The sequence below is a fragment of the Methylobacter luteus IMV-B-3098 genome (assembly GCF_000427625.1).
GTDB classification, from domain to species: domain Bacteria; phylum Pseudomonadota; class Gammaproteobacteria; order Methylococcales; family Methylomonadaceae; genus Methylobacter; species Methylobacter luteus.
Genome location: NZ_KE386569.1, coordinates 2,715,920 through 2,741,938, shown reverse-complemented (window position 1 = coordinate 2,741,938; position 26,019 = coordinate 2,715,920). Strand labels below are relative to the sequence as shown.

The 26,019-nt window shown below is 53.7% G+C and carries 23 protein-coding genes; 8 read left to right on the top strand and 15 right to left on the bottom strand.

The window, feature by feature from the left end; genetic code table 11:
• Positions 1-172: 172 nt before the first annotated feature.
• Genes METLU_RS0114705 through METLU_RS0114695 form a run of 3 tightly spaced genes read right to left on the bottom strand, consistent with a single transcriptional unit; the run spans position 173 to position 2,383 of the window.
• Entirely contained in the window at positions 173-868 is a 696-nt protein-coding gene (locus tag METLU_RS0114705) for a 4'-phosphopantetheinyl transferase family protein (protein WP_027158876.1), read from the bottom strand.
• Positions 858-1,088, bottom strand: a complete 231-nt coding sequence (locus METLU_RS0114700) for a hypothetical protein (RefSeq protein WP_027158875.1) — start codon at positions 1,086-1,088, stop codon at positions 858-860. The genes METLU_RS0114705 and METLU_RS0114700 overlap by 11 nt, the downstream gene beginning before the upstream one ends.
• A gap of 47 nt (positions 1,089-1,135) precedes the next feature.
• Positions 1,136-2,383 carry a PepSY-associated TM helix domain-containing protein gene (locus METLU_RS0114695; RefSeq protein WP_081679112.1) on the bottom strand — a complete coding sequence of 416 codons (1,248 nt, stop codon included), beginning with the start codon at positions 2,381-2,383 and terminating at the stop codon, positions 1,136-1,138.
• A gap of 320 nt (positions 2,384-2,703) precedes the next feature.
• On the opposite strand from METLU_RS0114695, the gene METLU_RS0114690 reads away from it, so the two are divergent.
• A complete protein-coding gene (locus tag METLU_RS0114690; protein WP_027158873.1) occupies positions 2,704-3,162 on the top strand; it encodes a hypothetical protein in 459 nt (152 codons plus the stop codon).
• Positions 3,163-3,364: 202 nt separating this feature from the next.
• On the opposite strand, the gene METLU_RS25470 is transcribed toward METLU_RS0114690, so the two are convergent.
• Positions 3,365-5,872, bottom strand: a complete 2,508-nt coding sequence (locus tag METLU_RS25470) for a TonB-dependent siderophore receptor (protein WP_027158872.1) — start codon at positions 5,870-5,872, stop codon at positions 3,365-3,367.
• 365 nt (positions 5,873-6,237) lie between these two features.
• On the opposite strand from METLU_RS25470, the gene METLU_RS0114680 reads away from it, so the two are divergent.
• Positions 6,238-8,427, top strand: a complete 2,190-nt coding sequence (locus METLU_RS0114680) for a glycoside hydrolase family 3 N-terminal domain-containing protein (protein ID WP_231383621.1) — start codon at positions 6,238-6,240, stop codon at positions 8,425-8,427.
• A gap of 74 nt (positions 8,428-8,501) precedes the next feature.
• Positions 8,502-9,803 (top strand): sugar MFS transporter, encoded by a 1,302-nt coding sequence (locus tag METLU_RS0114675; protein ID WP_081679111.1) that lies wholly within the window; start codon positions 8,502-8,504, stop codon positions 9,801-9,803.
• 78 nt (positions 9,804-9,881) lie between these two features.
• Here METLU_RS0114675 and METLU_RS0114670 read toward each other — a convergent pair whose 3' ends face one another.
• Entirely contained in the window at positions 9,882-10,520 is a 639-nt protein-coding gene (locus METLU_RS0114670; RefSeq protein ID WP_155920571.1) for a hypothetical protein, read from the bottom strand.
• A 58-nt stretch (positions 10,521-10,578) separates the two neighbouring features.
• Complete coding sequence (locus tag METLU_RS26815) at positions 10,579-11,859, bottom strand: S8 family serine peptidase (protein ID WP_051299926.1); 1,281 nt, start codon at positions 11,857-11,859, stop codon at positions 10,579-10,581.
• Positions 11,860-12,487: 628 nt separating this feature from the next.
• On the opposite strand from METLU_RS26815, the gene METLU_RS0114660 reads away from it, so the two are divergent.
• The 4 genes from METLU_RS0114660 to METLU_RS0114635 all read left to right on the top strand — a co-directional run bounded on the left by METLU_RS0114660 (position 12,488) and on the right by METLU_RS0114635 (position 16,002).
• Complete coding sequence (locus METLU_RS0114660; RefSeq protein ID WP_027158868.1) at positions 12,488-13,540, top strand: acyltransferase family protein; 1,053 nt, start codon at positions 12,488-12,490, stop codon at positions 13,538-13,540.
• 263 nt (positions 13,541-13,803) lie between these two features.
• On the top strand, positions 13,804-14,331 hold the full coding sequence (locus tag METLU_RS25460) for a hypothetical protein (RefSeq protein ID WP_051299925.1): 528 nt from the start codon (positions 13,804-13,806) through the stop codon (positions 14,329-14,331).
• Positions 14,332-14,569: 238 nt separating this feature from the next.
• Complete coding sequence (locus tag METLU_RS0114640) at positions 14,570-15,241, top strand: class I SAM-dependent methyltransferase (protein WP_231383620.1); 672 nt, start codon at positions 14,570-14,572, stop codon at positions 15,239-15,241.
• A 77-nt stretch (positions 15,242-15,318) separates the two neighbouring features.
• Positions 15,319-16,002 (top strand): type 1 glutamine amidotransferase domain-containing protein, encoded by a 684-nt coding sequence (locus METLU_RS0114635; RefSeq protein ID WP_027158865.1) that lies wholly within the window; start codon positions 15,319-15,321, stop codon positions 16,000-16,002.
• An 8-nt stretch (positions 16,003-16,010) separates the two neighbouring features.
• Here METLU_RS0114635 and METLU_RS0114630 read toward each other — a convergent pair whose 3' ends face one another.
• The 3 genes from METLU_RS0114630 to METLU_RS29000 form a co-directional block, all read right to left on the bottom strand.
• Positions 16,011-17,744 (bottom strand): hypothetical protein, encoded by a 1,734-nt coding sequence (locus tag METLU_RS0114630; protein ID WP_231383619.1) that lies wholly within the window; start codon positions 17,742-17,744, stop codon positions 16,011-16,013.
• Positions 17,745-17,789: 45 nt separating this feature from the next.
• Positions 17,790-19,364 carry an alkaline phosphatase gene (locus METLU_RS0114625; RefSeq protein WP_027158863.1) on the bottom strand — a complete coding sequence of 525 codons (1,575 nt, stop codon included), beginning with the start codon at positions 19,362-19,364 and terminating at the stop codon, positions 17,790-17,792.
• Positions 19,365-19,710: 346 nt separating this feature from the next.
• Entirely contained in the window at positions 19,711-19,833 is a 123-nt protein-coding gene (locus METLU_RS29000; RefSeq protein ID WP_269209266.1) for a hypothetical protein, read from the bottom strand.
• 394 nt (positions 19,834-20,227) lie between these two features.
• Between METLU_RS29000 and METLU_RS0114615 the strand changes: the two genes are divergently transcribed.
• On the top strand, positions 20,228-20,833 hold the full coding sequence (locus METLU_RS0114615) for a VPLPA-CTERM sorting domain-containing protein (RefSeq protein ID WP_027158862.1): 606 nt from the start codon (positions 20,228-20,230) through the stop codon (positions 20,831-20,833).
• A 111-nt stretch (positions 20,834-20,944) separates the two neighbouring features.
• Here the strand turns inward: METLU_RS0114615 and METLU_RS0114610 are convergent, their stop codons facing one another.
• From METLU_RS0114610 to METLU_RS0114585, 6 genes are all read right to left on the bottom strand, one after another.
• Positions 20,945-21,709 carry an alpha/beta fold hydrolase gene (locus METLU_RS0114610; RefSeq protein WP_027158861.1) on the bottom strand — a complete coding sequence of 255 codons (765 nt, stop codon included), beginning with the start codon at positions 21,707-21,709 and terminating at the stop codon, positions 20,945-20,947.
• Positions 21,702-22,718: a M14 family zinc carboxypeptidase gene (locus METLU_RS0114605; protein WP_027158860.1), complete on the bottom strand. Its 1,017-nt coding sequence runs from the start codon at positions 22,716-22,718 to the stop codon at positions 21,702-21,704. Before METLU_RS0114605 ends, METLU_RS0114610 begins: the two co-directional genes overlap by 8 nt.
• Complete coding sequence (locus METLU_RS0114600; RefSeq protein ID WP_027158859.1) at positions 22,718-23,518, bottom strand: lysophospholipid acyltransferase family protein; 801 nt, start codon at positions 23,516-23,518, stop codon at positions 22,718-22,720. The genes METLU_RS0114605 and METLU_RS0114600 overlap by 1 nt, the downstream gene beginning before the upstream one ends.
• The gene (locus METLU_RS0114595) at positions 23,490-24,281 is read right to left on the bottom strand and encodes a GNAT family N-acetyltransferase (RefSeq protein ID WP_027158858.1); all 792 of its coding nucleotides are present in this window, start codon (positions 24,279-24,281) and stop codon (positions 23,490-23,492) included. The genes METLU_RS0114600 and METLU_RS0114595 overlap by 29 nt, the downstream gene beginning before the upstream one ends.
• A 388-nt stretch (positions 24,282-24,669) precedes the next feature.
• Positions 24,670-24,924 (bottom strand): hypothetical protein, encoded by a 255-nt coding sequence (locus tag METLU_RS25455; RefSeq protein WP_231383617.1) that lies wholly within the window; start codon positions 24,922-24,924, stop codon positions 24,670-24,672.
• 2 nt (positions 24,925-24,926) lie between these two features.
• Positions 24,927-25,724 (bottom strand): UDP-2,3-diacylglucosamine diphosphatase, encoded by a 798-nt coding sequence (locus METLU_RS0114585; RefSeq protein WP_036243833.1) that lies wholly within the window; start codon positions 25,722-25,724, stop codon positions 24,927-24,929.
• Between the last annotated feature and the right edge of the window lie 295 nt (positions 25,725-26,019).

The window sequence follows — 26,019 nt, the reverse complement described above, 5'->3', positions numbered from 1 at the left end:
CCATCCGGCCTGAGGACAAAGAATCCCGGAGGCTGGAGCGGACATGCTGCTGAGTTTAGGCAAGCTGATGGAGCCAATCGGCAGTCAGCCAGGCTGATCGCTGATTTTTTAAGGCAACGGGGTAGAGTACGCATCGCGTACCTTTTCGGAATCGGCAAAAGCCGATATTCAATTAAGGCAAAAGACTCTTGAAATTCAGGCGTTCCATGTGGCCGGCTCTGACCGTCAAGGCGCCGCTGATGCCCGGCCCCAAATCCAGATCCACGAGTTGCCATTGTCCGGCCGCATAGCGGGCGGGCAGCGACATGAATCGGGTCGCTCCGTCCACCGAGGTCACGACTTGCGAGACATCAAGCGACAGACCTGCGCCGACCGCCTTCACAAAGCTCTCCTTGCGGGTCCAGAACCGGTAAAACGCGCCGACTGTTTCATGCGCCGGCAATGCCCGCCAGAACGCCGCCTCGGTTTCGGCAAAACATTCTTCGGCGACAGCGGCAAAATCGATGCCGTTGTTCCATGCCTCGATGTCCACCCCGACAGGCACATCACGGCCGACCGCCAGGATCATGGTATTGTCCGTATGCGACAGATTAAACTTGACCTCGTGGAGCCTGCCGTCAATGACAAGACCGGGTTTGCCGCCAACTCTTTCGGTAAAGAGGAGGCTTGCCGGCGGCCTGTCTATATACGACGCCAGTATCGTTCTCAGCTTGCCGTGGCTGACGACATACTGAATGCGGTGTTTTTTCTGAATAAACCGCATCGTCTTGGCTTTCTCTTTTTCATCCAGCAGCGTCCAGTACTGTTGGTATTCATCATCGGTTGCGGCTAGTGGTTCGATCCATAGATCAATATTTTTATCGTCCAATTGCTGGCCTCCGTCTAAAGGGTCCGGCGGTTATTGCCCGGTCATAAGCCGCGCTATGTCGGCTTGGTTGCATTTTGTTAAGCCGTTCTATCTCAATCTCGGCAATAAGCTTGCCGTCTTTCATCAACACCGCAAAGGCATCGCGCCTCAAACCGGTATGCTCCATGCCGAACGATTCTAAAATGGGATCGATAACCCCCGTCAACTCTAAAACCAGCATTTTTCAAGCCCTCTTTGCCTTTTATCATTTTTTATCGGCCGGTTCTTTCAAATCCCGCGGCCCGTGGACAGCAGTCGGTTTGCCCTGCCTGCTTTTAACTGTCTTGCCTTGCGTTTCTGCAGCCAGCGGATCAGACCCGTAACATACAAAATCAGCGGCACGAATCCCACGATGCTCCATAAAACCCGGCCGGCAAACCCGAATGCTTCGCCGCTGTGCAGCGGCCACATCACGTTTAAAAAGGTTTCGCCGGCCGTGAACCGGTTGGGGTCTTCGACCGCCAGCACCTTGCCGCTGTACTGGTCGACCCAGACTTTGCTGCGCGGCCTTCTGCGGCTGGCTTCGCCATCCTGCCGTTTTTCGATGGCATAAACGCCTTCCCTGCCGTCTGGCGTTGCCAGCCAGCGCAGTGGCGCGCCGGGAAAGATCTGGTCGGCTATCGCGACGGCGCGATCAATGGAAATCGTTTCGGTCTGCCCTTGATAGTCGGATTTAACCGCTGCCGGCGTTTTGAAGCGTTCCGCTTTGACCTCTGAAAAACAACTGACCACCGATTTGATCTGCTCGCGGTAACCGAACGCGAAACCGCTGAACGCCAGAATGAGCAATATGACAGCGCTGTAAAAACCGGCCGTTTTGTGCAGATCGAAACAGAACCGCTCGGGACTCGCGCCGCGCTTGACGGTGACGGCCTGCCTGAAGTTGCCGGACCTGGGCCACCACAAGTAAAGCCCGGACAAGGCCGATATGAACATAAAAACGCCGAGAAAACAGATGATTTTAAAAATCACCTTCGCAATGTCCGCATCCACCTTGCCTATCAGGAAAGTGGCATGCACTTCGTAAACCAGGCTCCATACGGTGCGTCCCCAGAAGGTTTCACTGGCAATCCTGCCGGTGTACGGATCGATCATGATTCGCAGCGGCGCAAAGAGCTCACCGGCGGTTTCCTCGGGTTTTGCATACGTCGCCCATAAATAGTCGCGGTTCTCGCCGGGCATATGCAGGTTCCATACGCCCTGCCTTTGCGGATGAGCGGCCCTGACGATCCGCATGATGTCATTCAGCGGGAGCGGCTGCGCGCGGGCTTCTTTATGCACGTCGGGCAAACCCAGCTCTTCCAGTTCGAAATAAAACACATTAAAGGCGCCCGTCAGACCGAGTATGACAAAGATAAAGCCCAGCGACAGGGCGATATAGACATGCACGTCCAGCCAGAATTTGCGTCCGGTGTTGAGCCATGCCAGGCGTATCGGCTTGCTACGGCCAGGAATGGATTGGATGTTTTCAGTCATCGTATTTTCCTGCAGGCTGTTGTCTCTATCATGGACTCCCCTTTTTAGTTAACCGATGCATTTATCCTGCATCATTGAAGAGATAGACGAACAAACGAGGCAATATCCTCACCCCTTAAAAAAATTTATTTTCTTTGATCTAATACTTTAGGTGTCCAAGGCTCTGCGGCATCGACGCATCATTAAAGCCATCAGCAGGATCAACAGGACAGCCGGTATTGTGAAAAATCATCTCGAATTCAGCACACTTATCCAAAAAGTTTTAACGTCATATTCAGAATGCTAAAATTTTAATTTTCTGCGTTAGGGAAAATCAGTTCATGAAGGCTATTCTCATTATTTCGCTGGTCGCTTTGTCTTTTCCTGCCCAAGCCGATTTATTCAAATGCACGGATCCTCAAACCAAGCGCCCCCTGTATCAGACGGAACCGTGCGCTGGCGCTGCAGTCGAGCAACGGCTTGAGGTGGAACGCCGCAGCGCAGAGGAAGAAGCAGCGGCGGCCGAAAGACTGCGAGTCTGGCAAGCCAGACTCGCGGAGGAAGAAGCGCTGAAAGCGGAAATAGCGAAAGAGCAATGGGAAGCGCAATTAAAAGCCGCTGAAGTTGAAGCCGCTCGGCGCAATGCAGCCGCCCCAAATGAACGGGTGCGGGCGCAACACAGACAGGCCGACGAAATGAGCCGGCCGCCTTTAGTGGTTACGGTTCCGGCACCCGACGCAATGCAGCAACTGCCCAGCATGAACGGGGACAGGCGCAACACAGACAGGACGCTGAGATAAGCGGACAACCTGCGGTGGTTCCGGTACCGCTCGCCGCTTCGATAGCGGCCTATTTCCCCGCAGGCATCCCGGCGAAGAAGGACAACATGCGCCAATCCTGTCTTTCCGGTTTTGCGCAGGCTATGGTCTGCCGTAAACAACCATAACCCGCACTGCCATCGGGACGCCGGATTGCGAAAAGCATGCAAGCCGGCCTGCGTGATTAAAACTTCAGTGATACCCGGCCGAAAATAGCCCTCGGGTCGCCGGGGAACACGGCCGGGCCAAAATCGGCCGAGACGAAATAGCGCTTGTCCAGCACATTGTTCGCGAACAGTTCCAGTTTTATGTTCTTCCAGGTATAGGAAGTGGCCAGATCCAGTGTCGTATAGTTGGGAAGCACGGCGGTATTGGCATTGTCTAATGGGCGATTGCCGACATAATTGGCGCCTGCGGACAGGGTCAGGTTTTTCAGGACGCCGCTGTCGAATCTGTAATGGGTCCAGATATTGGCCTGGTGCTCCGGAATTTTTTCCGGCCGGTTGCCGACATCGTTCGCGTTGCTTTGGGTGATTTCCGCGTCAATGAAGGCATAGCCGCCCTGGATGTACCATTGTTCGGTCACCTGATAAGCCAGCTCCACCTCCGCGCCCCGGGATTGAATTTCGCCGGTAGCCACCTGAAAGCCCGGATTGAATCTATCCGGCGTAGTCACGTTGCTGCGCGTAATATCAAAAAACGAGGCCGTTCCGCTCAGGCCGGAAGGAAAGTTAATCTTGACGCCGGCTTCCACTTGTTCCGATTCGCCCGGTTCAAGCGAGGCGCCGTTGGCCATCGCAATCGCAGGGAGAGGCGAAAATCCCTCGCCGTATCCCGCGAAAAAGTGGATGGAATCGGTGGCGTGAAAAGTGCCTCCGACCTGATAGGACGTGTTGTCGGTATCTATTTCCGACGTTACGCCGCTGGCGATATTGAGCCGCTTTGCGCTGTAGGTGGATTGGCGCAGGCCTCCCGTCAAGTCAAATTCCGGAGTGATCGAAATGATATCCTGAAACGCAAACGAGCCCAGTTCCGAAGTGCCGTGACTGCCGATCAGTACCGGCCCTGCCGCAGGTTGTGCAGCCAGATAAACGGGATTGAGGGCGTCAATGGCGGGCACGCCGGCCAGATTCACCGAGCTCGTTCCAAAATGCGACTTGGTGTAATCACCGCCCAGGAAGATCTGATGCGTCAGGAAGCCTGTTTCCACTGTACCGGTAATGTCGATTTGCCCGATGTAGGCTCTATCCCTTTCCTTGAAGCCGGTTCTGCCCGTGCGCGCTACATTGATACGCCCGGTTGCGGCATCGAGTGTTGTCGGACCAAGAAATACCTGATCCTGGTCGCCATTGAATTCGTCATATTGAAAGCGCGGCGATATTTTCCAGTTTTCCCCCACATCAATGTCCAGCCAGGCCTGAACCAAAGGTGTTTCGATTTCAAGATTGTCGAAATTAGGCTCGCCCAGATAAGTGTCGCGGGATATGTTTCCGAAACCGCTGCCGCGCACGGTGCCGAATACCGGCAATCCGGGATTCGGCGCCGTACTGCGATGCTGATATTCGGCATTGATGAAACCGCGCACCGGACCGCCGTCATCCCAGGCGAGCGCCAGGCCGAAATTTTCCCTGTCCAGGTTCTGGAAGTTAATGAAGCTTTCGGAGCCTTCTATTTCTCCGGTAAAGCGCGCTTTCAGCGCGCCATCCGCCAATAAAGGGCCGTTAAGATCCCATTGTCCGCTGGTGATATCGCCGTCGAATTCATCATATCCGCCTCGAGTAAAGCTGAACTCGGAGGCAAATTCGTCGAACGGGCGCTTGGTGATGACGTTGATCACCCCGCCGCCGTCATTGGTTTGCTGCCCGTACACGGTGCTGCCCGGCCCTTTCAATACTTCCACGTTCTCAATATGGCTCAGCGCGGACCAATCGACATCTCCTCCAAAAATCTGCCTGATTCCGTTGCGGTTCTGGTCGGCTCTGAATCCGCGAATGCTTATTTTGGGAAACCGGCTGAATCGCGTTCCGATCACGGTGGCCGAAGGCACCTGTTTCAGAATATTGCCGATACTGAGAGCGCCCTGGTCCTTGAGCGCCTCGCCGGTAATGACCTGTATGCTTTGAGGGATTCGGGTCGTTTCGATTGGAATTTTTGAGCCCGCCGTTGATTCGGACTTGATATAAGGGCTGCTGTCATCAGGACCGAAACTGTCGCCCTTTACCGTCATAGCCGACAACTCCACCGTTTTGCCAGGAGCAGGATTATCCGGATAATTTTTTTTCGGAGCCTGAGCCAGGGCGACAACCTTGTCGTCGGCAAACCGATAGCCGATGTCGGAGTCGCCCAACAGCTTTGCCAGCGCCTGCTCGGGTGTATAGCTACCGGATAGTGCGTTGGATTTGACGTCCCTGACCAGGACGGAGGGGTAGCTCAATTGCGTGCCGGTCGTTTCCGAGAAAGCCTCCAACGCAGAGGCCATGTTCCCGGCCGGAATGCTGAAGCGGTAAACCCGGGCTTTGTCCCGTTCTACGGGCTGGCCCGATGCCGCATGACACAGCGTCAGCATCAAAGCCAGGCCCGCCGCCTGCTTTTTAGTCAGACATGGTGAATGGAACGCCGGTTTGCCGGCCGGTAAATGGTCGCGTTTCCGCATAGCCGACGCTCCATCGGCCCTCGTTGCAGTGTCTATCATGGACTCTCCTTTATTATTAATTAACTGATGCGTTTATCCTGCACCATTGACAGATAGACGAGCAGGCAGGGCATGTCCTCACCTGTTGAGAAAAACTACTTTATTTGCGGCAAGTTCTTTAAAATTCTGTTTCCATGCCCTGCATGAGCGCAAGCATCGATGCCGTGCAACCAATTCAGGCTTGTTAACCTTTGCCCGCTGCACCCCGGGCAAGTTAAAAAACCTTGAGCATTTATGCAGGAATTTATTAATCCCCACTAAGCCACAGTCGATAAAGGCCGGCTTAAACAATTGAATAAGCGAAAAAATTGAAAGCAAAAAACATTGTTCTAATCCTGTCCATTTCTCTCTTACTGGAGTGTTCCATGAATGCACAAGCCGCAAGCGAAGCCGTAGAAGATAGAGTTGAAGAACTGCTGTCCGAAATGACGCTGGAAGAAAAAGTCGGGCAGATGACGCAGATTGACTTCAGCGTCGTGGGCGTGCCTGTGGCGCCGGGCGAAGAGCCGCCGATTGATCGGGCCAGGCTCGAAGATGCCGTGATAAATCGCCATGTCGGGTCCATTCTGAATACGCCCTTCACACCCTTTAACAAAGCGATCCCCATTGAAACCTGGCGGAAAATAACGGCCGCCATACAAGAGACGTCTTCAAGGACGCGCCTGAAAATTCCTGTCATCTACGGCATTGACGCCATTCATGGAGCGACTTATACGCAAGGTTCAGTGCTGTTTCCGCAGGCCATCAGCATGGCGGCCACTTTCAATCCGGAGCTGAGCTTCAAGGAAGGCGAGATTACGGCCCGCGAAGTGCGGGCATCGGGGCTGCACTGGAATTTCTCGCCGGTCATGGATATCGGCCGGCAACCGCTCTGGCCGCGCTTGTGGGAAACCTATGGCGAGGATGTGCATCTGGCGTCCGTCATGGGCACGGCCTATATCAAAGGCCATCAGGGCGATGATTTCTCGGCGCCCGACAAAGTGCCGACCTGTCTGAAGCATTACGTCGGCTACAGCTTTCCGATCAACGGCAAGGACCGGACCCCGGCCTGGATCGGCGAGCGCATGCTGCGCGAGTATTTCCTGCCGACGTTCGAAGCCGGCGTGCAGGCCGGATCACCGACGATCATGGTCAACTCGGCCGAAGTCGACGGCATTCCGGGCCATGCCAACTATCAGTATCTGACCACGATTCTGCGCGGCGAACTGGGCTTCAAGGGCATTGCCGTATCCGACTGGGAAGACATCAAGCGCCTTTACACGCGAGACAGGCTGGCCGCCTCCCCGAAAGAAGCGGTCAAGATCGCCGTGATGGCCGGCGTGGATATGAGCATGGTGCCGTTCGATTTTACCTTTTACGACCTGCTGGTTGAGCTGGCCCAGGCGGGCGAAGTGCCGATGTCGCGCATAGACGAGGCCGTGTCGAGGATTCTGACCGTCAAGTTCCAGACCGGGCTGTTCGATCCCGAGAGGCCCGTTTTGCCCGTCGAGGGCCATTTCGCCACGCCCGAGGCCCTGGAGACGAACCGTCAGGCGGCGCGCGAATCCATTATTCTGGCTAAAAACGACAACCATATCCTGCCTTTAAAAAAAGACGCCAGGATTCTGGTCACGGGGCCTACCGCCAATCTGCTCAGCGTCATGAACGGCGGCTGGACCATTACTTGGCAAGGGGACAATGAAAGCCTGTATCCGCAGGATAAATTGACCGTTTTTGAAGCCCTGCAAAAAAAATCGGCCGGCAAGGTCACGTATGTTGGCGGCCAGGCGTTTAACGACCCGATCGATATCGGCAAAGTCGTCGCCGAGGCCAAAAACCACGATTATGTCCTGTTGGCGCTGGGCGAGAAACCTTATACGGAAACGCTGGGCAATATCGACTCGTTGATGCTCGATCAGGCGCAAATCGATCTGGCCAATGCCGTGATCGCGTCCGGCAAGCCGGTCATTCTGCTGACCCTGGGCGGCCGGCCGCGCATCATCACGGCCATCGCCGATAAAGTGCCCGGCGTGATCCTGGGCTTCCTGCCGGGCATGGAGGGCGGCGAAGCCATCGCCGATATCCTCTATGGCGACTACAATCCCAACGGCAAGCTGCCCATCAGCTATCCGAGAAACACCAACGACATCGTACTGTACGACCACAAGCCAATCGAAACCTTTGAATCCAACACTTACAAGCCACTCTATCCGTTCGGCCATGGCCTGAGCTATACGACGTTCGAGACCCGCGGCCTGAGCGTGGACAAGGCGCGGATCCGCGGCGACGAGAATATTGCCGTCCATGTCACCGTCAAGAACACCGGCATGCTGAAAGGCAAGGAAACCGTGCTGCTTTACCTCAACGATGTCGCGGCTTCCGTAACGCGGCCCGTCAAGCAGCTCAAAGCCTTCAGAAAAGTGGAGCTGGAGCCGGGGCAAGAGCAAAGCCTGAGCTTTACTCTGACGCCGCGCGATCTGTCGTTTATCGGCGTCGATATGAAGCGCATCGTCGAGCCGGGGGAGTTTAAGGTGATGGTCGGCAATGAAACGGCCGGTTTTTTCGTAACGGAATAATCAATAATCGCAGGGTACGCATTGCGTACCCTACCGCTTACATAACCAATACTATTAACAGGCAGGATACAGGCATGGCCAATATGCCCCATACCACAATGACATCCGACAAACCGGCGGATAACGCCAAAAATTCTTATTTCGGCTCGCTGGCCGCGCTGACTTCGCTGTTTTTCATCTGGGGCTTTATCACCAGCCTGAACGATATATTGATTCCGCATCTGAAAGCGGTTTTCACCTTGAACTACGCGCAGGCCATGCTGATCCAGTTCTGCTTCTTTACAGCTTATTTCGTGGTTTCGATGCCCAGCGGCTATCTGGTTGAAAGGATCGGTTTCAAGGGCGGTATCATTACCGGTTTGTCCATAGCGGGACTCGGCTGCCTGTTTTTTTATCCGGCTGCCGGCCGGCATTCCTACCCGTTGTTTCTCGCGGCCTTCTTCGTGCTGGCCTCCGGCATCACTTTGTTGCAGGTCGCCGCCAATCCTTATGTGACGATTCTGGGCAGGCCGGAAACCGCCTCCAGCCGATTGACTATGACGCAGGCCTTCAATTCGCTGGGCACGACGATCGCGCCTTATTTCGGCGCCTTGTTTATTCTGTCCGCCGCCGTTAAAACTGCCGATGAAATCAAATTGCTGAGTGCCGGGGAGTTGTCTGCCTATCAAGCGGCGCAGGCGGCCGTCGTGCAAAACCCTTATCTGGGGCTGGCCGCGGTTTTGTTTTTGATCGCGGGCATCTTTGCCGCGATCAAATTGCCCGAGGTGAAGGCTGCGGACCCGCACGTTCAGCAGGTTGCCGATGGGGCGGTCCATAAGAGCGCCTGGCATTACCGGCACCTGGTCTTGGGCGCGGTCGGCATCTTTGTCTATGTCGGCGCGGAGGTCTCGATTGGCAGTTTTCTGGTCAATTATCTGGCCCAGCCGGCCATCTCGGGACTGGCCGAACACGAGGCCGCGAAATATGTGTCGCTGTACTGGGGCGGCGCCATGGTCGGCCGGTTCGTCGGCGCGATCGTCATGCGCAATATCCGGCCCGGCAAAGTCCTGGCGTTCAATGCCCTGGCGGCGTCCGTTCTGGTGGTAGCGAGCATGGCCGGCAGCGGTCCCGTGGCCATGTGGGCCATTCTGGCCGTGGGGCTGTGCAACTCCGTCATGTTCCCGACGCTGTTTTCTCTGGCCGTTAACGGTTTGGGAAAAAACACCGGCCAGGGCTCCGGGATTTTATGCGCGGCCATCGTCGGCGGCGCGATCGTTCCGGTTGTACAGGGTCTGCTCGCGGACCGGTTCGGCATCCAGCCGGCCTTCTTTATCCCCGTACTCTGCTATTTGTATATTGTTTATTACGGCTGGAAAGGCCATAGGTTTGTGTCTTGAAGAGAGTAGCCAGGGATATCGTAGTGATGATAGCCCCGGCCACATTAAGATTTTATCCTTGTTTGACGAGCTCGTTTCTCATTGGCCGGGTTCGGAAACCGGCTGCAGAGCACCACGATGGGCCAGCCCAGACCGGTTATCCCAGGTCAGCTCAAACCGGTTATCCCGGGTCAACGCAAATGTGCCGGTATAGTCACCGCCATTCACGCTGTACTCATAGTTGCCCGCATTCAAATCATAAACGGGCAAGGGAATGTTCTTCTCAAAAGGTACCAAGCTCATCGTACACGAAATCGTGCCAGGCGGTAAGTCGGGAAATTCGGCTTGCACCGTGACTTCGAAACGATTGTCGACCCGGCGGCGATTGATTGGCCTTAAATTACCGCAGCCATCGTTAAACGTACCTTGAATGTTTAAAAACACCTGCACAGGGAAAGTATCGGTGACAACCAGCTTGACTTGCTCGACCGGGGCCTTTTCCAACGGATATTCATTAACCGTTTTATAACCCTGCAATTCCCAAAGATCATCGGCGACCTGTTTAAACGTTGCATCCAGATAATTGCCGACCTGATCGGGCGTATCGACGCGCGGAATTGTCAGGATTCCATCCTGATAAGTCGGGTAACCGTCCGCACGGGGATTTGCCGCAAAAGCGGACCCTATGGACAATAGACTGACCGACACTCCCATACTCAAAAAATGACTTAAACGCATAAATATTTTTCCTTGTTAAAAAAATCCAAAAAACAAACTATAGTGCAGAATGAAAAACTCACCAAGCCTGCCTGATCATTAAAGACGTTGCGCCAGTCAAGGGCGTACCGTTTGTGTTGGTGACCGTGCCGGGTGTCATGGCACTTTTCAGCCCGTCAAAAGCGGCCTGCGGTTTCGCACACTCGGCAGGGTACCTCTGACAACCAATAGCAAACAACCCGCTAACATAAGGCGCGGCAAGCGATGTGCCGTTCCAGGCATAGAGTATGCCGTCATTCCCATATAAAGGAACGCCTTGCCCTGGCGCGAATAAGTCGATCTGCCAGCCTGTGCGCGAGAATGACGCTTTTGCATCCTTGCCGGATGATAGCAAGGCATTGCTGGTAGCGCCGACGACAAAGACCTCGCCTATCCGGGTCGGTGAATAATTAGCCGTGTTACAACCATCGTTGCCCGCGGAAACCACAATGATTACGCCATGCGCATAGGCTGCCCGCATGGCGTTTTCCAGCGCGGTTGAGATAGCCGGAACACTGCAATTTCCGGGCTCAAACCCGAAGCTCCAGTTCACAATGGTGCCGGGAGGCGCGTTAGTAGCCAACCAATCGAAAGCCGTAATATGCGTGGACAAATAAGATTGCTTCGTGCAGCCATTGGTTACCTTCGCTGAGATAATTGATACGCCTTTGGCCACCCCGAAGATCTTGCCTCCGACCGCATCGGCCACAGCAGTGCCATGATTGAAGCAATCCTGGCCCCATGTCGGTGTTGTGTGATTGGGATCGTTGACATCCCAGAACGTGACGGCTCGCCCGCCGAATTCGGACAGGCTGGTATTGACGCCGGTATCCAGGACATAGACAGTCCGTCCGGCGCCGTTAGCGTTCCAATGATAGGTGTTATCAAGCACCGTGGTAGCGCCGTCAGACCGGTCTAACGCCCATCCGGGGTTGGTTTGTGCCCCCTGGATGGTCAGCGTCATATCGGGCTCAATGCTGAGCACCCGCTTGTCACTGTTCAGCAAGTGTGCTTCAAAGGAGTTCATTTTGATGTGGACGGCATGGATGGACGGATAAATATTTTCCACTGTCCCGTCTATATTCAGATTATCCGCAAAGTCTTCCTTAATCTTGGCCGGTTGCCCCATGTGCGCCGACTTTTTCTGAGCCGCGATGAATAAGCCCGGTACTTCCGGCTCGTCCGGGTCCATGGTTACAATGTAAGATCCTTTTATGATCTCACTGCGCGCCTTGCCTGCTCGTTCACTGACAGGCGGAATGTCTTGGGCAACGGCTATCTGACACACAGTAAGTAAACAAAAATATAAATACTTTTTCATTTGTCTCTTTGTTTTTTTAATTAAAATTATGGTACTGATTAGGCTCTCCAAGCCAGTGTCTTTGAATAAGGCTACGGACTCTCCTTCGTGGTTACCCCATCTCAGCGGCTGTTATCCTTACTTATGCAGTTGTAAGTTCGAATTAAAATGCCACCGGATTAAGAGGAAGAGAGCATGAATTTGCCTGATTTGAAGGTTAGGACATCCAACACTCATCAGGCGAGAAAAGCAAAACGATCATAGCATTCGTCAGTAAGCTTATGGTTATTTTTTTTCATGATAATTGAGAGAATCCCTCAATACTGGTTTTAAAAGTCAGGCAGGTTCAGCCGGTATCGGACAAAAATAAAAGACTAAGGAGTCAAGTTTTGCAAAAAACAAAATGAAGGATGATTACCTTGAAATCTGATCCCATCCGCATCTTACTTGAACCCTGACAATCCGCTCCGGGATGCCCGATATAGCGGAGAACCCGGGCTTCCTTAAATCACCAACCAATACTGCATGTTAGATAAATAACTAGTTTACATCTTAAACTGACCTTAACCGTAATACTGTTGAATAATTAAAACTTGCAGAGATTACACGAATTTAGATAATAGCCCGCTAAACAAAAAAGGAGCATGTAATGAGTGAGCGGAGTATATGGGGAGATTATGCCAAAGCCATTGGCGTGTTTCTGCTCGTCTATGGCCATGTCGCCAGAGGCGTGTTCAAGGCGGGGCTTCAGATCGATGAAAAACTGTACGGGCTGACCGATAGCGTCATTTACAGTTTTCACATGCCTTTGTTCTTTTTTCTGTCGGGCCTGTTTTTTTACGGTTCCCTGAAGAAAAGAGGCGCCAAAGGTTTATTCGCCAACAAGATCGATACGATCGTCTATCCCTACCTGTTATGGTCTATTTTGCAGGGAACCATAGAAGCGAACCTGTCCGTCTATACAAACAATAGTATCGGCTATTCGGACGTGTTTGCCTTGTTATGGCAGCCCAGGGCGCAGTTCTGGTTTCTTTATGCCTTATTCATGGTATTTACCCTGGCGACGCTCATTTTCAGCAAGGCTTCGGAGAAATTTATCCTGCCGGTGTTTGCCGCATCCGTATTCGCTTACATTTTTCAAACTGAGATTTCGTCAACATTTCATCTCGATTTCATCACCAACAATTTTGTATTCTTCGCTTTCGGCATGTTGCTGAGCAGAGGGTCCGGAATAGAACTGCTGGCCTCAAAATTCCTGCTGCTGATCACGTTTGCGGGATTCATTGCGTCCCAATACCTGTTCCACGGGGTGCTCGGGCTATCCTATATCAATAAAGGCGTGCTGTCGCTAGTGGTGGCGTTGGTGTCCATATTGTTCATAGTGGCGTTATCTCAGACCCTGTCGAAAAAGCCGGTTGGCTGGTTCAGACTGATCGGTTCGTCATCGATGGCCATATACCTGATTCATATACTGGCCGGCAGCGGAGCCCGAATTTTCCTGATGAATATTTTCGATATAACCTCGATTCCAGTCCACTTGATAGCCGGTTGTATTACAGGCATAGCAGCGCCTCTGCTGGTTGTGCATTTAATCCACAGCTACAGGATTCCTTTCGTGTTTTCCATGCCAGTCAGTCGGTTCATTCATGGCGCGTACAGTCGAGTGCTCGGGAAAAACACAGGACCATCAGTGCAGGACTGATCCGGTGCATAATGATCGCCAGACTGATCGGGATCGGCGCCTGAACTGAAAAGCCAGGCAAATCTCCGCAACGCTATAAAAGCGTTGAGATGCAGGATGCGCGCTTAACCACCATGGCAGGCATCCTACCCTCCGATCTGTTGCGATTTGACTTCCATTCCTTATTTGCTAACATTCAAAATAAGTTGACTTTGTTCATCGTCGACTTTTCAAGCCAAAACCCATTCAACCTGTTGTTTTTCAATCGTTAGAAGGAAAATAAAATGAAGAAGTATGCTTGTCTGCTTTTGCTTGGGCCAGTATTGGCGATCAGTGCATCAGCCTTTGCCGGAAACCGCGCGGTTAATATCTCCATCGGCAGCATTGGCGGTGCCTTGGATGAGGCCGCTGTGCAAACAGTCCGTCAAATCGTCGGCCATGCGGTCGCCAGCCAGACTGTCGATAAATTTATTGTCAATGGCCCCGGAATCGTCAACAACCCCAGAATCGGCTTGCCTATGCCGATGCCTGTTGAGGGAAATTTATCAATGTGCGCTGAAGCGGGCGCCAGCACAGTTGACGCGGAATTTGATGCTTTCATCGAACAATTGCATTCAGTCAGCCCCAAGGAAGGCACTTTCTACAATATAGAACCCTCCGCAAGCTGCGGCACGAATGATAGCGGCGACGATAGTGGCGATAACGGTGACGTTTTCTGCACTATGGACGCAAAAATATGTCCTGACGGCTCTTATGTCAGTCGCCAACCGCCCTCATGCGAATTCGCGCCTTGCCCGGGAATGGTGAAATAGTACCCCTACGAGTTCCTCTTGCGGCAAAAGGCATCGAGCCTGTTATCATTATGTTTTTTGCCGCGACTTATTTTATCCGCTGGAAATTAACTACAGTGAAGATCGTGATGACGGAATATATATCGGAGCTTCTCGCCGCTCTTAAGACCCAGGATCCCTGCAAGTTCGTCAGTATTTCTTTGCGAACAACACCCTTTAACCAATTTTAACCTGATAAATCACAGCAATGAGTTTGGCATTGGAAAATATCGTACCGTGGGGACGTTCTTATGAAGAATATATCGCCATGTTTGATCTTACGGACTCCGAGCTGAAGCTGGACATTCTCGGTTGCGGCGACGGCCCGGCCGGATTCAACGCGGAATTGACCCGGCGCGGCGGCCACATCATTTCAGCCGATCCGATTTATGCATTTGGTGCTGCGCAAATCAAAAGCCGCATTCTGACGACTTATGAAACGGTGATGACGCAAATGCGCAAGAACCAGGCCGACTATATCTGGGAAGCTATCCCTTCAGTTGAGGAACTCGGACGCGTTCGCATGTCCGCTATGGACGCGTTCCTGTCGGATTATGAGACCGGCAAGAGCGAAGGCCGGTATATTGCCGCGGAATTACCTTCTCTGCCTTTTGAAAGCGGCAAATTTGATATTGCTCTGTCTTCGCATTTTCTGTTTCTGTACAGCAACCATTTATCTGCCGAGTTCCATCTTCAGGCTTTGAAGGAAATGCTGCGCGTAGCCCGTCAGGTGAGAGTATTTCCATTGCTTACCCTGGCCGGAACCCGGTCGCCCCACGTGAGCTTCATAATGCAACTTATTGAAAAACTTGGTTTTAGTACAGAAATCAAGCGCGTCCCCTATGAATTTCAGCGGGGCGGCAATGAAATGTTGCTTATCCAGTCGGTCTAATAATTTAATAATGTGGACAGCCAGGCAACGCAACCCTGGCGTTCCAGAACCGATCCACTAACTTCAGGAGGTCTGCTATGAAGATTCTGATTGTGCTTACGTCCCATGACCGGCTCGGCGACACGGGCGAAAAAACGGGGTTCTGGCTGGAGGAGTTCGCCGCGCCCTATTACGTGCTGAAGGATGCCGGTGCAGCGGTCACGCTGGCATCACCCAAAGGCGGTCAGCCGCCGGTCGATCCGAAAAGCGATCTGCCCGAAAACCAGACAGAAGCCACTAAGCGCTTCCGGAGCGATCCTGCCGCGCAAGCCGAGCTTGCCAATACGAAGAAGCTGGCCGACGTGTCGGCGGACGATTTCGACGCCGTCTTCTTCCCCGGCGGGCACGGCCCGATGTGGGACCTGTACGACAACGCCGATGCCATCGCCCTGATCGAGAATTTCGTGAAGGCCGGCAAGCCCGTCGCCGCGGTCTGTCATGCGCCGGCCGCGCTGGCCAATGTGCGTAATAAGGACGGCGAGTATCTCGTCAAAGGCAGGCGTGTGGCCGGGTTTACCAATACCGAAGAAGACGCGGTAGGCTTGACATCCGTCATCCCTTTCCTGCTGGAGGACAAGCTGAAGGAACGGGGCGGCATTTACGGCCGGGCCGCCGACTGGGCGCCTTATGTCGAGATAGACGGCAAACTCGTGACCGGCCAGAACCCGGCTTCTTCGGAACCCGCGGCGGAAGCATTGCTGAAGCTGCTTCGCACTGTTTGAGCTGCCGCCTAATCGGCCGGCTCGATCCGATAGGCCTCCATCATGGACTTGTTCGTGCCCGGCTCGTTTGACGCGATATAAATCTTGTTATCATGAATGACGGGCGCGGATAAAGGACGCCCCGCGCCCTGCATGAAGCCTTTGGCCCCCAGTGCGCCATCTTTCAGACGCACGCCGTAAATGACGCCGCGCTGCTCAATGTCGACCACCCAGACATAAGGCTCGCCTTTTTTACCGGGTGATGCAATAACCGGCAAGCTGGGGTGGCTCCGGAAAGCGCGCACGGCTTCCGGACTTTTCGGGTCAGGAAACCGCCAGAGCCGCTTGAATTGCGGCCGGCCATTCTCGATCACGATTTTCAGGGCAACCAAACCTGCCGGATGCGTTTTATCGGAGACAAACGTGGCGATAACGACGACTGGCGTCCGGTCAATATAAGCCATGACCGGCTGCGTGACGATCATACCCCGCCAGACTAATGCGCATCCGTCATCTGCCGCGCCGCATAGATCGACGATCTGCAAACGATCGTACTGCGTACCCAGATGGCCCGCATCAATCAGGTAAACGCCGCCTTCCTTGCCCGGTTGCACCAGCACCGAAGAGCCGTTTTCCAGTTCTGCCTTTATCGGCGCATTTGCACCCAGATCATAATCCATGCGCGCCAGGCATTCCCAAAAGGTTTTATCGTCGCACTCGCCGCCGTGCGGCCGCAACGGCGCACTGTTGTCCGGCAGGCGAGGAATGAACAGATTCTTGCAGGACGCGATACAGTCCGTAGCGGGATTGCCCGGATTGAAATTGGCGCACAACCGGGCGTCGCAGCCGGGGTCGAATTGCAGCCCCGGTTTCAAGCGCATCACGGCATTGGCATAGTCGCGCCGGGCCAGATCCACCTGCCCGTTGCCTGTCGGCGCAAACAGTTCGAAATCATCCCCCGCTTGGTAAATCTGCGGTCCGGCCGGCGTCCAGACGCCGCCGCCGCAGATCATCTCGGTTGTTCCGCCATAAACCGTTGTGGTCGGGCATTTGTCCTCCGGCGTGGTCACCAGCACACTGCTGACAGCCGGCTTCAAGCCTTGTTGCTGCCAGGCATCCATGTCGATCTCGAAAATCCAGCCGTGAAAGGGTTGCTCATCGCCTGCGTTGCCGAAGGATGCATAAACATAACCCAGCTCGGTCCCCGCTTTATCCGCATGCTTGACGGCCGCGTGCGAATAAGCCGTGGGTGGATTGAATTTTACGGTGGCAACGCCATCGGCGGCGGGCTGTTCAGCCGATAAAGTCAGCACCGGAAAATTTTTGTGCACCTGTCTCCGGGTCAGATCAATAACGGCGATACGGTGTTTAGTGCGCCGGCCTTGTTCAAGGCATTGATAGAGTACGATCAGCTTATCGCCGACCAGTGCCGGCGTTGAAGCGATCTCCGCCTGCTGGCCGTCGGGAACAGGCACTGCAATCTGCCACTCCAGCGCGCCTGTGTCGGCATCCTGAACCGCAATAATGCCGTTCGACGCCGCCACAATCAGCAAAGGCCGGCCTTGAGACATGTCCAGTAAAGGCGATGCGAGGATGCTCCCGTCAAAAGTCACGGCGGCCCGGGTTTCGGATGGGAAGATGCTGACTAGCTTAAAGGATTCCGGCTTATCCGCGCCAGCCCGGAATACAGCACTATAACCTATCGTTATCAGGCTCAGGGCTGTCGCGGCAACGGCAAAAAAACGATAAGAATTTGCTATCAAAACTATACCTCTATAGTTGACGAGGACATGAAACAGCGGCTCGGCTCAATGCAATGCGTCGCTGATTAACCGGCCTATTTGCGTGTGATGCAGAATTCCAGCGAAGGGTTTCGCGCTGGCTTCCGGGCCCTGCGCGAACACATAGACCGGGGTGCTGGTGTGCGTGCCGGTCGCCCAGACCACCTGCTGACTGGCCGCGACGGCACGCGCTAACAAGTTTTCGCGATTGTCTTGCTGATAAACAAAAAATGCCCCGTTGACATCCATCCTGGGCACACGCCTGGTGCCCAGCGTGCCATGGCCGGCATGGAAGAATGGATTGATCTCGGTCGTCAGAATGTCCACGGCCTGCGCCTCGGTAATCTTGAATTCGGTGTAGCGGTTGACTAGTTCGACCAGTTTCGACGGCGTTTGTTGCGGTAAAGGCAAGGCGTCGAACCGGTTGAAAATATCGCGATAGCTGAGCTGTTGCGCGTACAGCTTGTCGAGTACGTCGGGACTGCCGAAATTAAAGCCAGGCTGGAACAGACTGTTTGCAAAAACGGCGCCGGGTAATTTGCGCGGCTGCGGGATGTTCTCGGCCGAATAGCTGAAGCCGAAACCGCCTGTTTCGTGATCGGCCGTAACGATGATCAGCGTGTCCTGCCGATTGGCCGCCCAGTCCAGCACGGCATTCAGCATGTCATTGAAGCGCAGCATTTCGTGCAGCAGCAACCCCGTGTCGTTGCGGTGCGAGGCCCAGTCGATCTGGCCGGCTTCAATCATGAGAAAGAAGCCACGCTCATTGTCGTCCAGAATGTCCAGCGCTTTGGCCGACATTTCGCGCAGCGTGGGCCGCGAGTGACTAACATCTTCTCTAAGCCGTGTCTCAGCGATGCCGTCGGGCATGGCGGCATCGGCGAATAAGCCCAAGGTTTTGCCTTTGGCCTTTTGCAGCTGAGCTTTATTGAAAGCCAGAGCATAACCTTGCTGCTGGGCTAGTCTCAACAGGTCTTTGTTGTCCTTGCGTTTCGACTTGACGGCAAAGCCGTTGCCTGTCAGTTGCAGCAACGGGGTAGCGGCCTGCTGCGGAATCCAGTAGTCCAGGCCGCCAGACAGCATGACATCGGCCTGCGAGGCCAGCAAGTCCTCGGCAATGTCATTCTCCTGGCTGCGGTGCGCCTGATGCGCGGCAAACGCGGCAGGCGTCGCATGCGTCATGCGCGTGTCCGAAACCAGCCCGGTCGCCTTGCCCATGCGCCGCGCTTTTTCGATGATGTTTTCCTGGCGGTTGCCGTCCTGGTCCAATCCCAGCATTTCCGGTCCGGCCGGCAGTCCCGTGGCCAGTTGGGTGCCGGATGCGGCCGAATCGGCCACCAGGGCACCGGCCGTATAGGTCATGGCGATGCCCAGCCGGCCGTGTTCCATCATGCGGTCCAGCGCCGTCATGCGGTTGGCGATCACGCTGTGGGGCGCCTGCCGCGCATAAGACAGCAACAAGCCGACCTGCTGCGGGCCCATGCCGTCGCCGATAATCAAAATGACGTTTTTGACTGCAGCCGTTTCCGGCCTGATGTTTTCCGCAGGCGTACAGCCCAACAGGACAAAGGTTAAAAAACAATAAATCCAGAGTTTCAGCATGTGATGTTTGAAATGTTAATTGCTGCTACGTAATGGGCAAGGTCTTTTTCCTGCAAATAGCATGAAAAGAGGAATATAAAAACTCCCGTTAATGGCCTTTTGCGCAGTTGCCGGGGAGCAGTTTTCTACCTACCTCCTGCATGAGCCCCATGGATGGGGTGAATGCAGATATTGCATAACGCCATGGATGGCGTGTAGTAGAGCAACGCAGGAGCAGTTGCCGAGGAGCAAATATCTGTCCAGTCATGCCTGTTACATCCGTACAGTCATTCGTAGCCTTAATAATGTTTTGAGGATTATGTAACATCAGCGGTTAATTCTGACAGGTCTCTTTAAAAGTGATGGTCTAGTTGTGCGCCATAAAATGCTGGGCGATGCCCATAAAGGCAATCAATTGACCGTAAATCAAACCGAAAGCGGCGGCAACTACAAGCAGACCGGTAACAATGTCTTTTTGTAACTTACTCATCTGGCTATCCTCGCTTGTTGGGAATCCGATAAGCATAACCAATTTACGAGTAAATTCCGTGACAATTCAGTGACAGTTTCATGACAACATCAACTTAAGATTCACCACGAAATTCACGAAGCGTTGCTTGGTTTTTCATGGAATATGATGCAATCCCTACAGCTCTTAGTCAGAAGGTTTCATCCGTTAATTAAGCTTGTGTAGGCTGGACTGATAAACCCGGCATGGGTGGCCCAGAAATGCCGGGTTTATCAGTCCAGCCTACTTCTCTTTTTTCAGGTTTATCACCCAAATGGGTGATGACGGAAGAATACAATAAAACATATTATCTTCTTTAACCTGCTAGGACTAGGCAGTAGGAAATTCAAGTTTTTTTATTTAGGGGGGGTTATTCATGAAGAAAATATTTTGTTCTGTTGTACTTTGTTCTGCTCTGTTCGGCGTAAATGCCGCGCAGTCAGCTGTTTTGACTTTTGATGATTTGCCGGGTGATGAATCTGCTGTAACTAATGGTTATGGCGGTTTTAATTGGAATGGCGCTACACAAATTGGTTCTATCAGCAACTCTTTTCATCCTGGTTCCGGGTATGACCTTGGTACTGTGTCGCCTAACAATACTGTCTTCAATTATTTTGGTTCTACACCGACCTATATCGACTGGGCTGGCGCAGGTACTTTTGATTTTAACGGCGCTTACTGGACTTCAGCCTGGGACAGCGTTCAGACTTTAACTTTTGAAGGCTGGAATGACGGTTCATTGTTATATTCATCTAACGCTTTTGCTATCAATAACCAAAGCCCTCTATGGATTGCATTGAATTGGACAGGTATTGATCACCTGGTGATCAATAACTCAGGAAGTCATTGGGCAATGGATAACTTTACTTTCAACGGAAATGTTAACGCCGTTCCCGTTCCTGCCGCGGTCTGGCTATTTGCTTCCGGCTTAATGGGACTGATGGGCTTCAACCGCAAGCGCGCTCGGTCATTAGCGGCATAAATATAGCCTGCTATTGCCCAACAAAAACCGCCTCTCGGGCAATCCGAAGGCGGTTTTTTTATTATCCTTATTATTCCCGGTATGCGAATCAGTACCCAATCGACAAGCTTGTCAATTCTGCGCCACCCACTCCCGCAATTGAGACGCCACCCATGCGCCGTCATCCAGCGTCAGGTCATGGCCTGCCCAGGGGTGGCTGCGATAGTGCCAATGCCATTTTCTGTAGATATCGACCGAACATTCCGGCGCTACGAGACGGTCGCCCCTGGCATTCAACAATAACACAGATTGCTCGGGCCGCCGGTCGCAAGGCCTATAGCTTGCCGCCGCCCTGATCTGACGCCAGCTGTTTTTAAAGCTGACCGGCCGCTCTTGCTGTATTTTTTCCCATGCCCTGACAATCTGCTCATCCCGATTACGGTTGCTGACCAAAGCCAAAATCGCCGATTCGCGCTCGTGCAGGTTCCGCTTCAGCACCAGCGAAGGCAGCCAGCCTAAACTCTGCCAGCGCAGTCTCCGATAAAAAGGGCTTAAGCCGGCGAAGCTGGTATTGATCAGCGTTGCGCCGCAGATATCGCCCGGGTACGTCAGCATCCACTCGAAGGCGACCATCGCACCCAATGACAGCCCCAGCACCGTTACCGACTGTTGCAGTAAGCCTGCCTGCTGCGCCTGCGCGCGCACTTTGTGCGTGATCTGGCTGATCGTGTTCGGGCTGGCTTCCCGGTAGTAGCGTCCGGTGCCGGGCAGATCCAGCGCCGTTATTCTGGCTTCGGGGAAAGCCGCCTGCAGCAGCGGCACAAAATCGCCCCAATGCGCCGATTCGCGGCTCAATCCGCGCAACAGTATCCAATTGCGCCCTAAATGCTTATTCATACCACAGACTTACCGCCTTGTTTTGATACAGGACTTTTTCCCGCGCATCCAGATGCGCCCAGGACTTTGGATAGAGCAGGCTGCGATGCAGAAAATCGAACAGTATGAAATGCCGGCGGAAAATGCGTTGCTGCCGGTGCGGCAGCAGCGGATGAAACCAGCCCAGCCGCGAGAACAGATTGAGCGGGCTTTTGCGCAGCCAGAGCCACGAGCCCATTTCCAGCGTCAATGGCATGAAGATGTGCTGATCGGCATGGCTCTGCCTGAAGCTGTCGAACAGATAATCCCACAAATCGCCGTTGATCAGGTACTCCAGGCACATCGGCTCGATTCTGTAAACATGATGCCGATAACAGCGATCGAACAGTTCCTTTAAAGCCAGGGCTTCGGCGATGAATGCGAACGGCGCTCTGCGGCCGGCATAGGGAAACCATAGGCGATCCCGGATGCCGAAGCCCGAGTGCAAGTCTAGCGCCATGGACAACGGCGAGCTGAACAGTTGCCGGTCCACAACACGGCAGACCGCCTGCGCCTCCTTCTCCATGTTCAGCACATCGCCGCGATACCAGGGCAGCCTGGGCGTCAGCTGGTGGCCGCTGTATATGCGCGTAGCGCCCTCGCCTTGCACGGGCGAATTGCGCATCAGATCGACGCCGTTGCCGTTGCTGCGCATGCCGAAACAGACGCCGACCGGATTCACGACGGGCACGAATACCAGCCGCGATTTTTCAAGACGCGCCAGAAACTCCTCATCCCAGTCCATGAGCTGGCTGATGCTCTGCATATACGACAGGATAATCTCGGAACCGATTTTTTCCAGGCCATGCACGCCACCGAACAAAGCCAGCGCGGGCGCATCGGGCCGGGTCGAACCGAGTGTGATGCAATGAATCGGGAATTCGTAATCCCGATACTGAATCCGTTCCACCACCTCGACCCTGGCCCGGTCGCCCAGCTGCTCGATGATGCGGTTGATCTGTTCGAGCTCCGGAAAATTAATAATTCCCATCAGACGACAGTTTGCGGCTTTTCATCGACAGCCAACGGCTCAAGCGCCTGCGCGACGGCAATCTTTCGCGCTATGCGGTCTCTAGCCTCGATGCCGACGGCATGGCGCGCGTTGCCGCTACCTGCAATAACGGGCAGAAAATTGAGCCGGACCTCGATTTTATCCAGCGCCAGCATCCTGATCAAATGCGGCACGAACGCATCGTCGCCGACGAAAGGTGCCTTCGCCCTGGCCTCGCCATGATATTGCAGCGCCACCGGCTGAATGATCGACTGCGTCAGCAGGGCCGGCTCGAATAGTGACGAATGAAAGTGCAACACCCCGTCGCCGCAGGTCGTGGTGCCTTCGGGGAAAGCGATGATGTTGCGGCCGTCCTTTAAAAGCCCGGCCATGGCTTCGGCGGTCGCCTGAATATGGCGTCTGTCGCCGCGCCGGATAAAGATCGTGCCGGCCTGCCTGGCCAGATAACCCACCACAGGCCAGCCAGAAATGTCGCTTTTAGCGACGAAACAACCCGGCAGATGGCGGCCGATCACGATAATGTCGAGCCAGGAGATATGATTGCAGACCAGTAAAGCGCCGCGCCTGGGCAACTCGCCTTCAACCATGATATCCAGGCATAAAATATCGCTGAACAGCTTGAGCCAATGTATTTTCAGCATATCGCGCCTGCCTCTGGCGTCTCCGGACGAGCACAGCCCATTAACAACCGGAAAGATGCCAGCGGCAATGATCAATCCATAGCCGAACAGCAAAATGATCAGAAAAAGCCTAAAGCACAGCCGCACAACGATCGCCATGAGTTCCTTGATAATCTCTCATATAATGTTTGCTGTAACGGGCCTGCAACTGATCCAGCGGCAACAGCATGAACAAGTCCATGCAGTTGAAGTCCTCATCCCAGCAAGGCTCGCCGCAGACCAGCGCGCCGAAGCGCAGGTAAGCCTTCAGCAATGGAGGAATGCCCGACTCATCGCGCTGGCATCGCAAGCGCTCGGGCACCGGCACGCTGGGTCGGACCTGCATCGCGGCCGGCGCCCGGTTTTTGGCGTCAATGCTGCGATAAACCGCATCGACGGCAAAACCGCTAGGGCCGGGTGTGATGCTGGCGCAGCCCAGCAAATAGTTAAATCCGCCTTCCAGCGCGTATTGCACCAGCCCCGTCCACAAGGTGGTCAATACCGCACCGCCGCGATAATCCGGATCGACGCAGGTTCGTCCGATTTCCAGAAAACGGCCGGGCAACGTCAATACCCGCTCCAGATCGAATTCGCTTTCCGAGTAAAACCGGCCCAGGCGCTGAGCCTGATATTGATTCAGCAGGCGCGTGTAACCGACGATTTTGTTATTGACGTTATCAAATACGACCAGATGCTCGCAATAGTCGTCCACTTCATCATAATCCAGTCCTTCCGATGCTGACTTGAGTTTGGCGCCCATTTCCCCGGCGAACACCCGGTAGCGTAGCGCCTGGGCTTGTCTTATCAGGTCCTCTGAATCGGCCATGAAACATTCCAATCGCCTGACCGGTTTGATTTGTACTGCTGCATCTATATTCTTCATGTGTAGTCAACGGGTGAAATAAAAGACAGCGTTACAATAAGCGCTCAAGATGTCAGTTGTGTGTCCGATCCATGAACATTGCATGACAGGAAAATGACATTTTGATGAAAGCATTTTCGAGCTGACCTGTCTCTTATTTAAGAATGCAGGGTCGAATTTACTTGTGCCCTATGGGCATTCGATGCCGAGCCGAAACGCCCGCTTAGCATCAACATCGTATTGCCGCCGTTGAGTGCGAATTAATGGCTTTAGCCGTCGTGGAGGCTAGCCAGATTACGCACACCCGCCCTCCGGAAGGAGCGACTGCTGATTTGCACGGAAAGGCAGCAGCGCTCCTGAAGAAAATAAACGCCGGCAATGACTTCTGGCTTTTGTGCGCAAGCTGTATTCAGAATTTATTGCCGATCGATTTCAGAGGCGACAACCGGCGCAATGCGCGGACATTGCGCCATAGTTTTTCTGTTCGCGGATGAAGTTTAAACAGCCGAATGATCAATCGCTTCACATCATTGGAGGCTTTGAGCATGATAGAAAGACCGACTATCATGGTCGGCAAGCCGAACGGAACCGGCAGCGGGAACAGGATCATTCCAACCACAAAGACGACACTGCCGGTCGTCATCAGGAGAGATTTTTTCAGCACGATCAGGCCGCCCGCGGATAAGCCGGCGCTTGCGCTTCTTCCCGGTCAAGCAGCGCCTGGCCTTCTTCCTGCCAGCTGATCAGCGCGAGCCGGCCGCTTTCATCCTCAACCAGAGCCGTGCAGTTCTCCACCCAGTCGCCGCAATTGCAATAGGTCTTGCCGAACTCCATTTGCGTGATATCGGCATGATGGATGTGGCCGCAAATGATGCCGTCGACATGCCTTTTCTGCGCTTCCAGGCTCAGGACGTGCTGATAGTTATCCATAAAGCTGACGATATTTTTGACCTTATTTTTCAAAAACAGCGACAGCGACCAATGATTGTAGCCCAGCATCGTGCGGATGTTGTTGAGCCAGCGATTGATGACGAGCAGCACCTCATACGCCTCGCCGCCGATATAAGACAGGCTCTTGTTGTGGCAGACGATGCTGTCGAATTCATCGCCATGCAAAACCAGAAACTGACGCCCGTCCCGTGTCTCATGCATGGCATTGAGCCGGATATCGACGCCGTTGAAATGCATGCCGGCATGCTTGCGGAATTGTTCGTCATGGTTGCCGGGAATATAAATCACGCGCGTGCCCTGCTGGGCTTTGTTAAGAATCCGCTGCACGATGTCGCTGTGCAGGGTCGGCCAGTAAAAGCCACTCCTGAATTTCCACAAATCGATGATATCGCCGACCAGGTACAGCGTTTCGCAGTCGACATGATCGAGAAAATCCCGCAATTGCTCGGCTTTACAGCCTCTAGTTCCCAAGTGCGTATCTGAAATCCAGACTGATCGGTAGTGTAGTGACATAGCAGCGGCCATAATAGAGTTGTGATGGCGCTACCATACACTTTCATTATTACAGGAAGTTAACGGTTTGATGACGGGTTGGTTACAGCAACAATCGGTCGGCGGAGACCGTTAATGGCGGCTTCCACTTTCAATAAACACTCAAAAATGTCTCAACAAACACTCAAATTACGTTACTCAGCCTTACTGTTTTCAATAAAATGAACCGGGTACAATCAATACGCCGTTTGTGTCCAATTGACGGATAAAGCCGGGCTTAAAATCAACCGACCGCAATGCGTCTGATTTACGCGCT

Excerpts from the sequence above, each read along its gene's own strand:
- METLU_RS0114700 (WP_027158875.1), bottom strand. The coding sequence starts at position 1,088 with ATGCTGGTTTTAGAGTTGACGGGGGTTATCGATCCCATTTTAGAATCG.
- METLU_RS0114695 (WP_081679112.1), bottom strand. The coding sequence starts at position 2,383 with ATGACTGAAAACATCCAATCCATTCCTGGCCGTAGCAAGCCGATACGC.
- METLU_RS0114690 (WP_027158873.1), top strand. The coding sequence starts at position 2,704 with ATGAAGGCTATTCTCATTATTTCGCTGGTCGCTTTGTCTTTTCCTGCC.
- METLU_RS25470 (WP_027158872.1), bottom strand. The coding sequence starts at position 5,872 with ATGATAGACACTGCAACGAGGGCCGATGGAGCGTCGGCTATGCGGAAA.
- METLU_RS0114680 (WP_231383621.1), top strand. The coding sequence starts at position 6,238 with ATGAATGCACAAGCCGCAAGCGAAGCCGTAGAAGATAGAGTTGAAGAA.
- METLU_RS0114675 (WP_081679111.1), top strand. The coding sequence starts at position 8,502 with ATGGCCAATATGCCCCATACCACAATGACATCCGACAAACCGGCGGAT.
- METLU_RS0114670 (WP_155920571.1), bottom strand. The coding sequence starts at position 10,520 with ATGCGTTTAAGTCATTTTTTGAGTATGGGAGTGTCGGTCAGTCTATTG.
- METLU_RS26815 (WP_051299926.1), bottom strand. The coding sequence starts at position 11,859 with ATGAAAAAGTATTTATATTTTTGTTTACTTACTGTGTGTCAGATAGCC.
- METLU_RS0114660 (WP_027158868.1), top strand. The coding sequence starts at position 12,488 with ATGAGTGAGCGGAGTATATGGGGAGATTATGCCAAAGCCATTGGCGTG.
- METLU_RS25460 (WP_051299925.1), top strand. The coding sequence starts at position 13,804 with ATGAAGAAGTATGCTTGTCTGCTTTTGCTTGGGCCAGTATTGGCGATC.
- METLU_RS0114635 (WP_027158865.1), top strand. The coding sequence starts at position 15,319 with ATGAAGATTCTGATTGTGCTTACGTCCCATGACCGGCTCGGCGACACG.
- METLU_RS0114625 (WP_027158863.1), bottom strand. The coding sequence starts at position 19,364 with ATGCTGAAACTCTGGATTTATTGTTTTTTAACCTTTGTCCTGTTGGGC.
- METLU_RS29000 (WP_269209266.1), bottom strand. The coding sequence starts at position 19,833 with ATGAGTAAGTTACAAAAAGACATTGTTACCGGTCTGCTTGTAGTTGCC.
- METLU_RS0114615 (WP_027158862.1), top strand. The coding sequence starts at position 20,228 with ATGAAGAAAATATTTTGTTCTGTTGTACTTTGTTCTGCTCTGTTCGGC.
- METLU_RS0114610 (WP_027158861.1), bottom strand. The coding sequence starts at position 21,709 with ATGAATAAGCATTTAGGGCGCAATTGGATACTGTTGCGCGGATTGAGC.
- METLU_RS0114605 (WP_027158860.1), bottom strand. The coding sequence starts at position 22,718 with ATGGGAATTATTAATTTTCCGGAGCTCGAACAGATCAACCGCATCATC.
- METLU_RS0114600 (WP_027158859.1), bottom strand. The coding sequence starts at position 23,518 with ATGGCGATCGTTGTGCGGCTGTGCTTTAGGCTTTTTCTGATCATTTTG.
- METLU_RS0114595 (WP_027158858.1), bottom strand. The coding sequence starts at position 24,281 with ATGAAGAATATAGATGCAGCAGTACAAATCAAACCGGTCAGGCGATTG.
- METLU_RS0114585 (WP_036243833.1), bottom strand. The coding sequence starts at position 25,724 with ATGTCACTACACTACCGATCAGTCTGGATTTCAGATACGCACTTGGGA.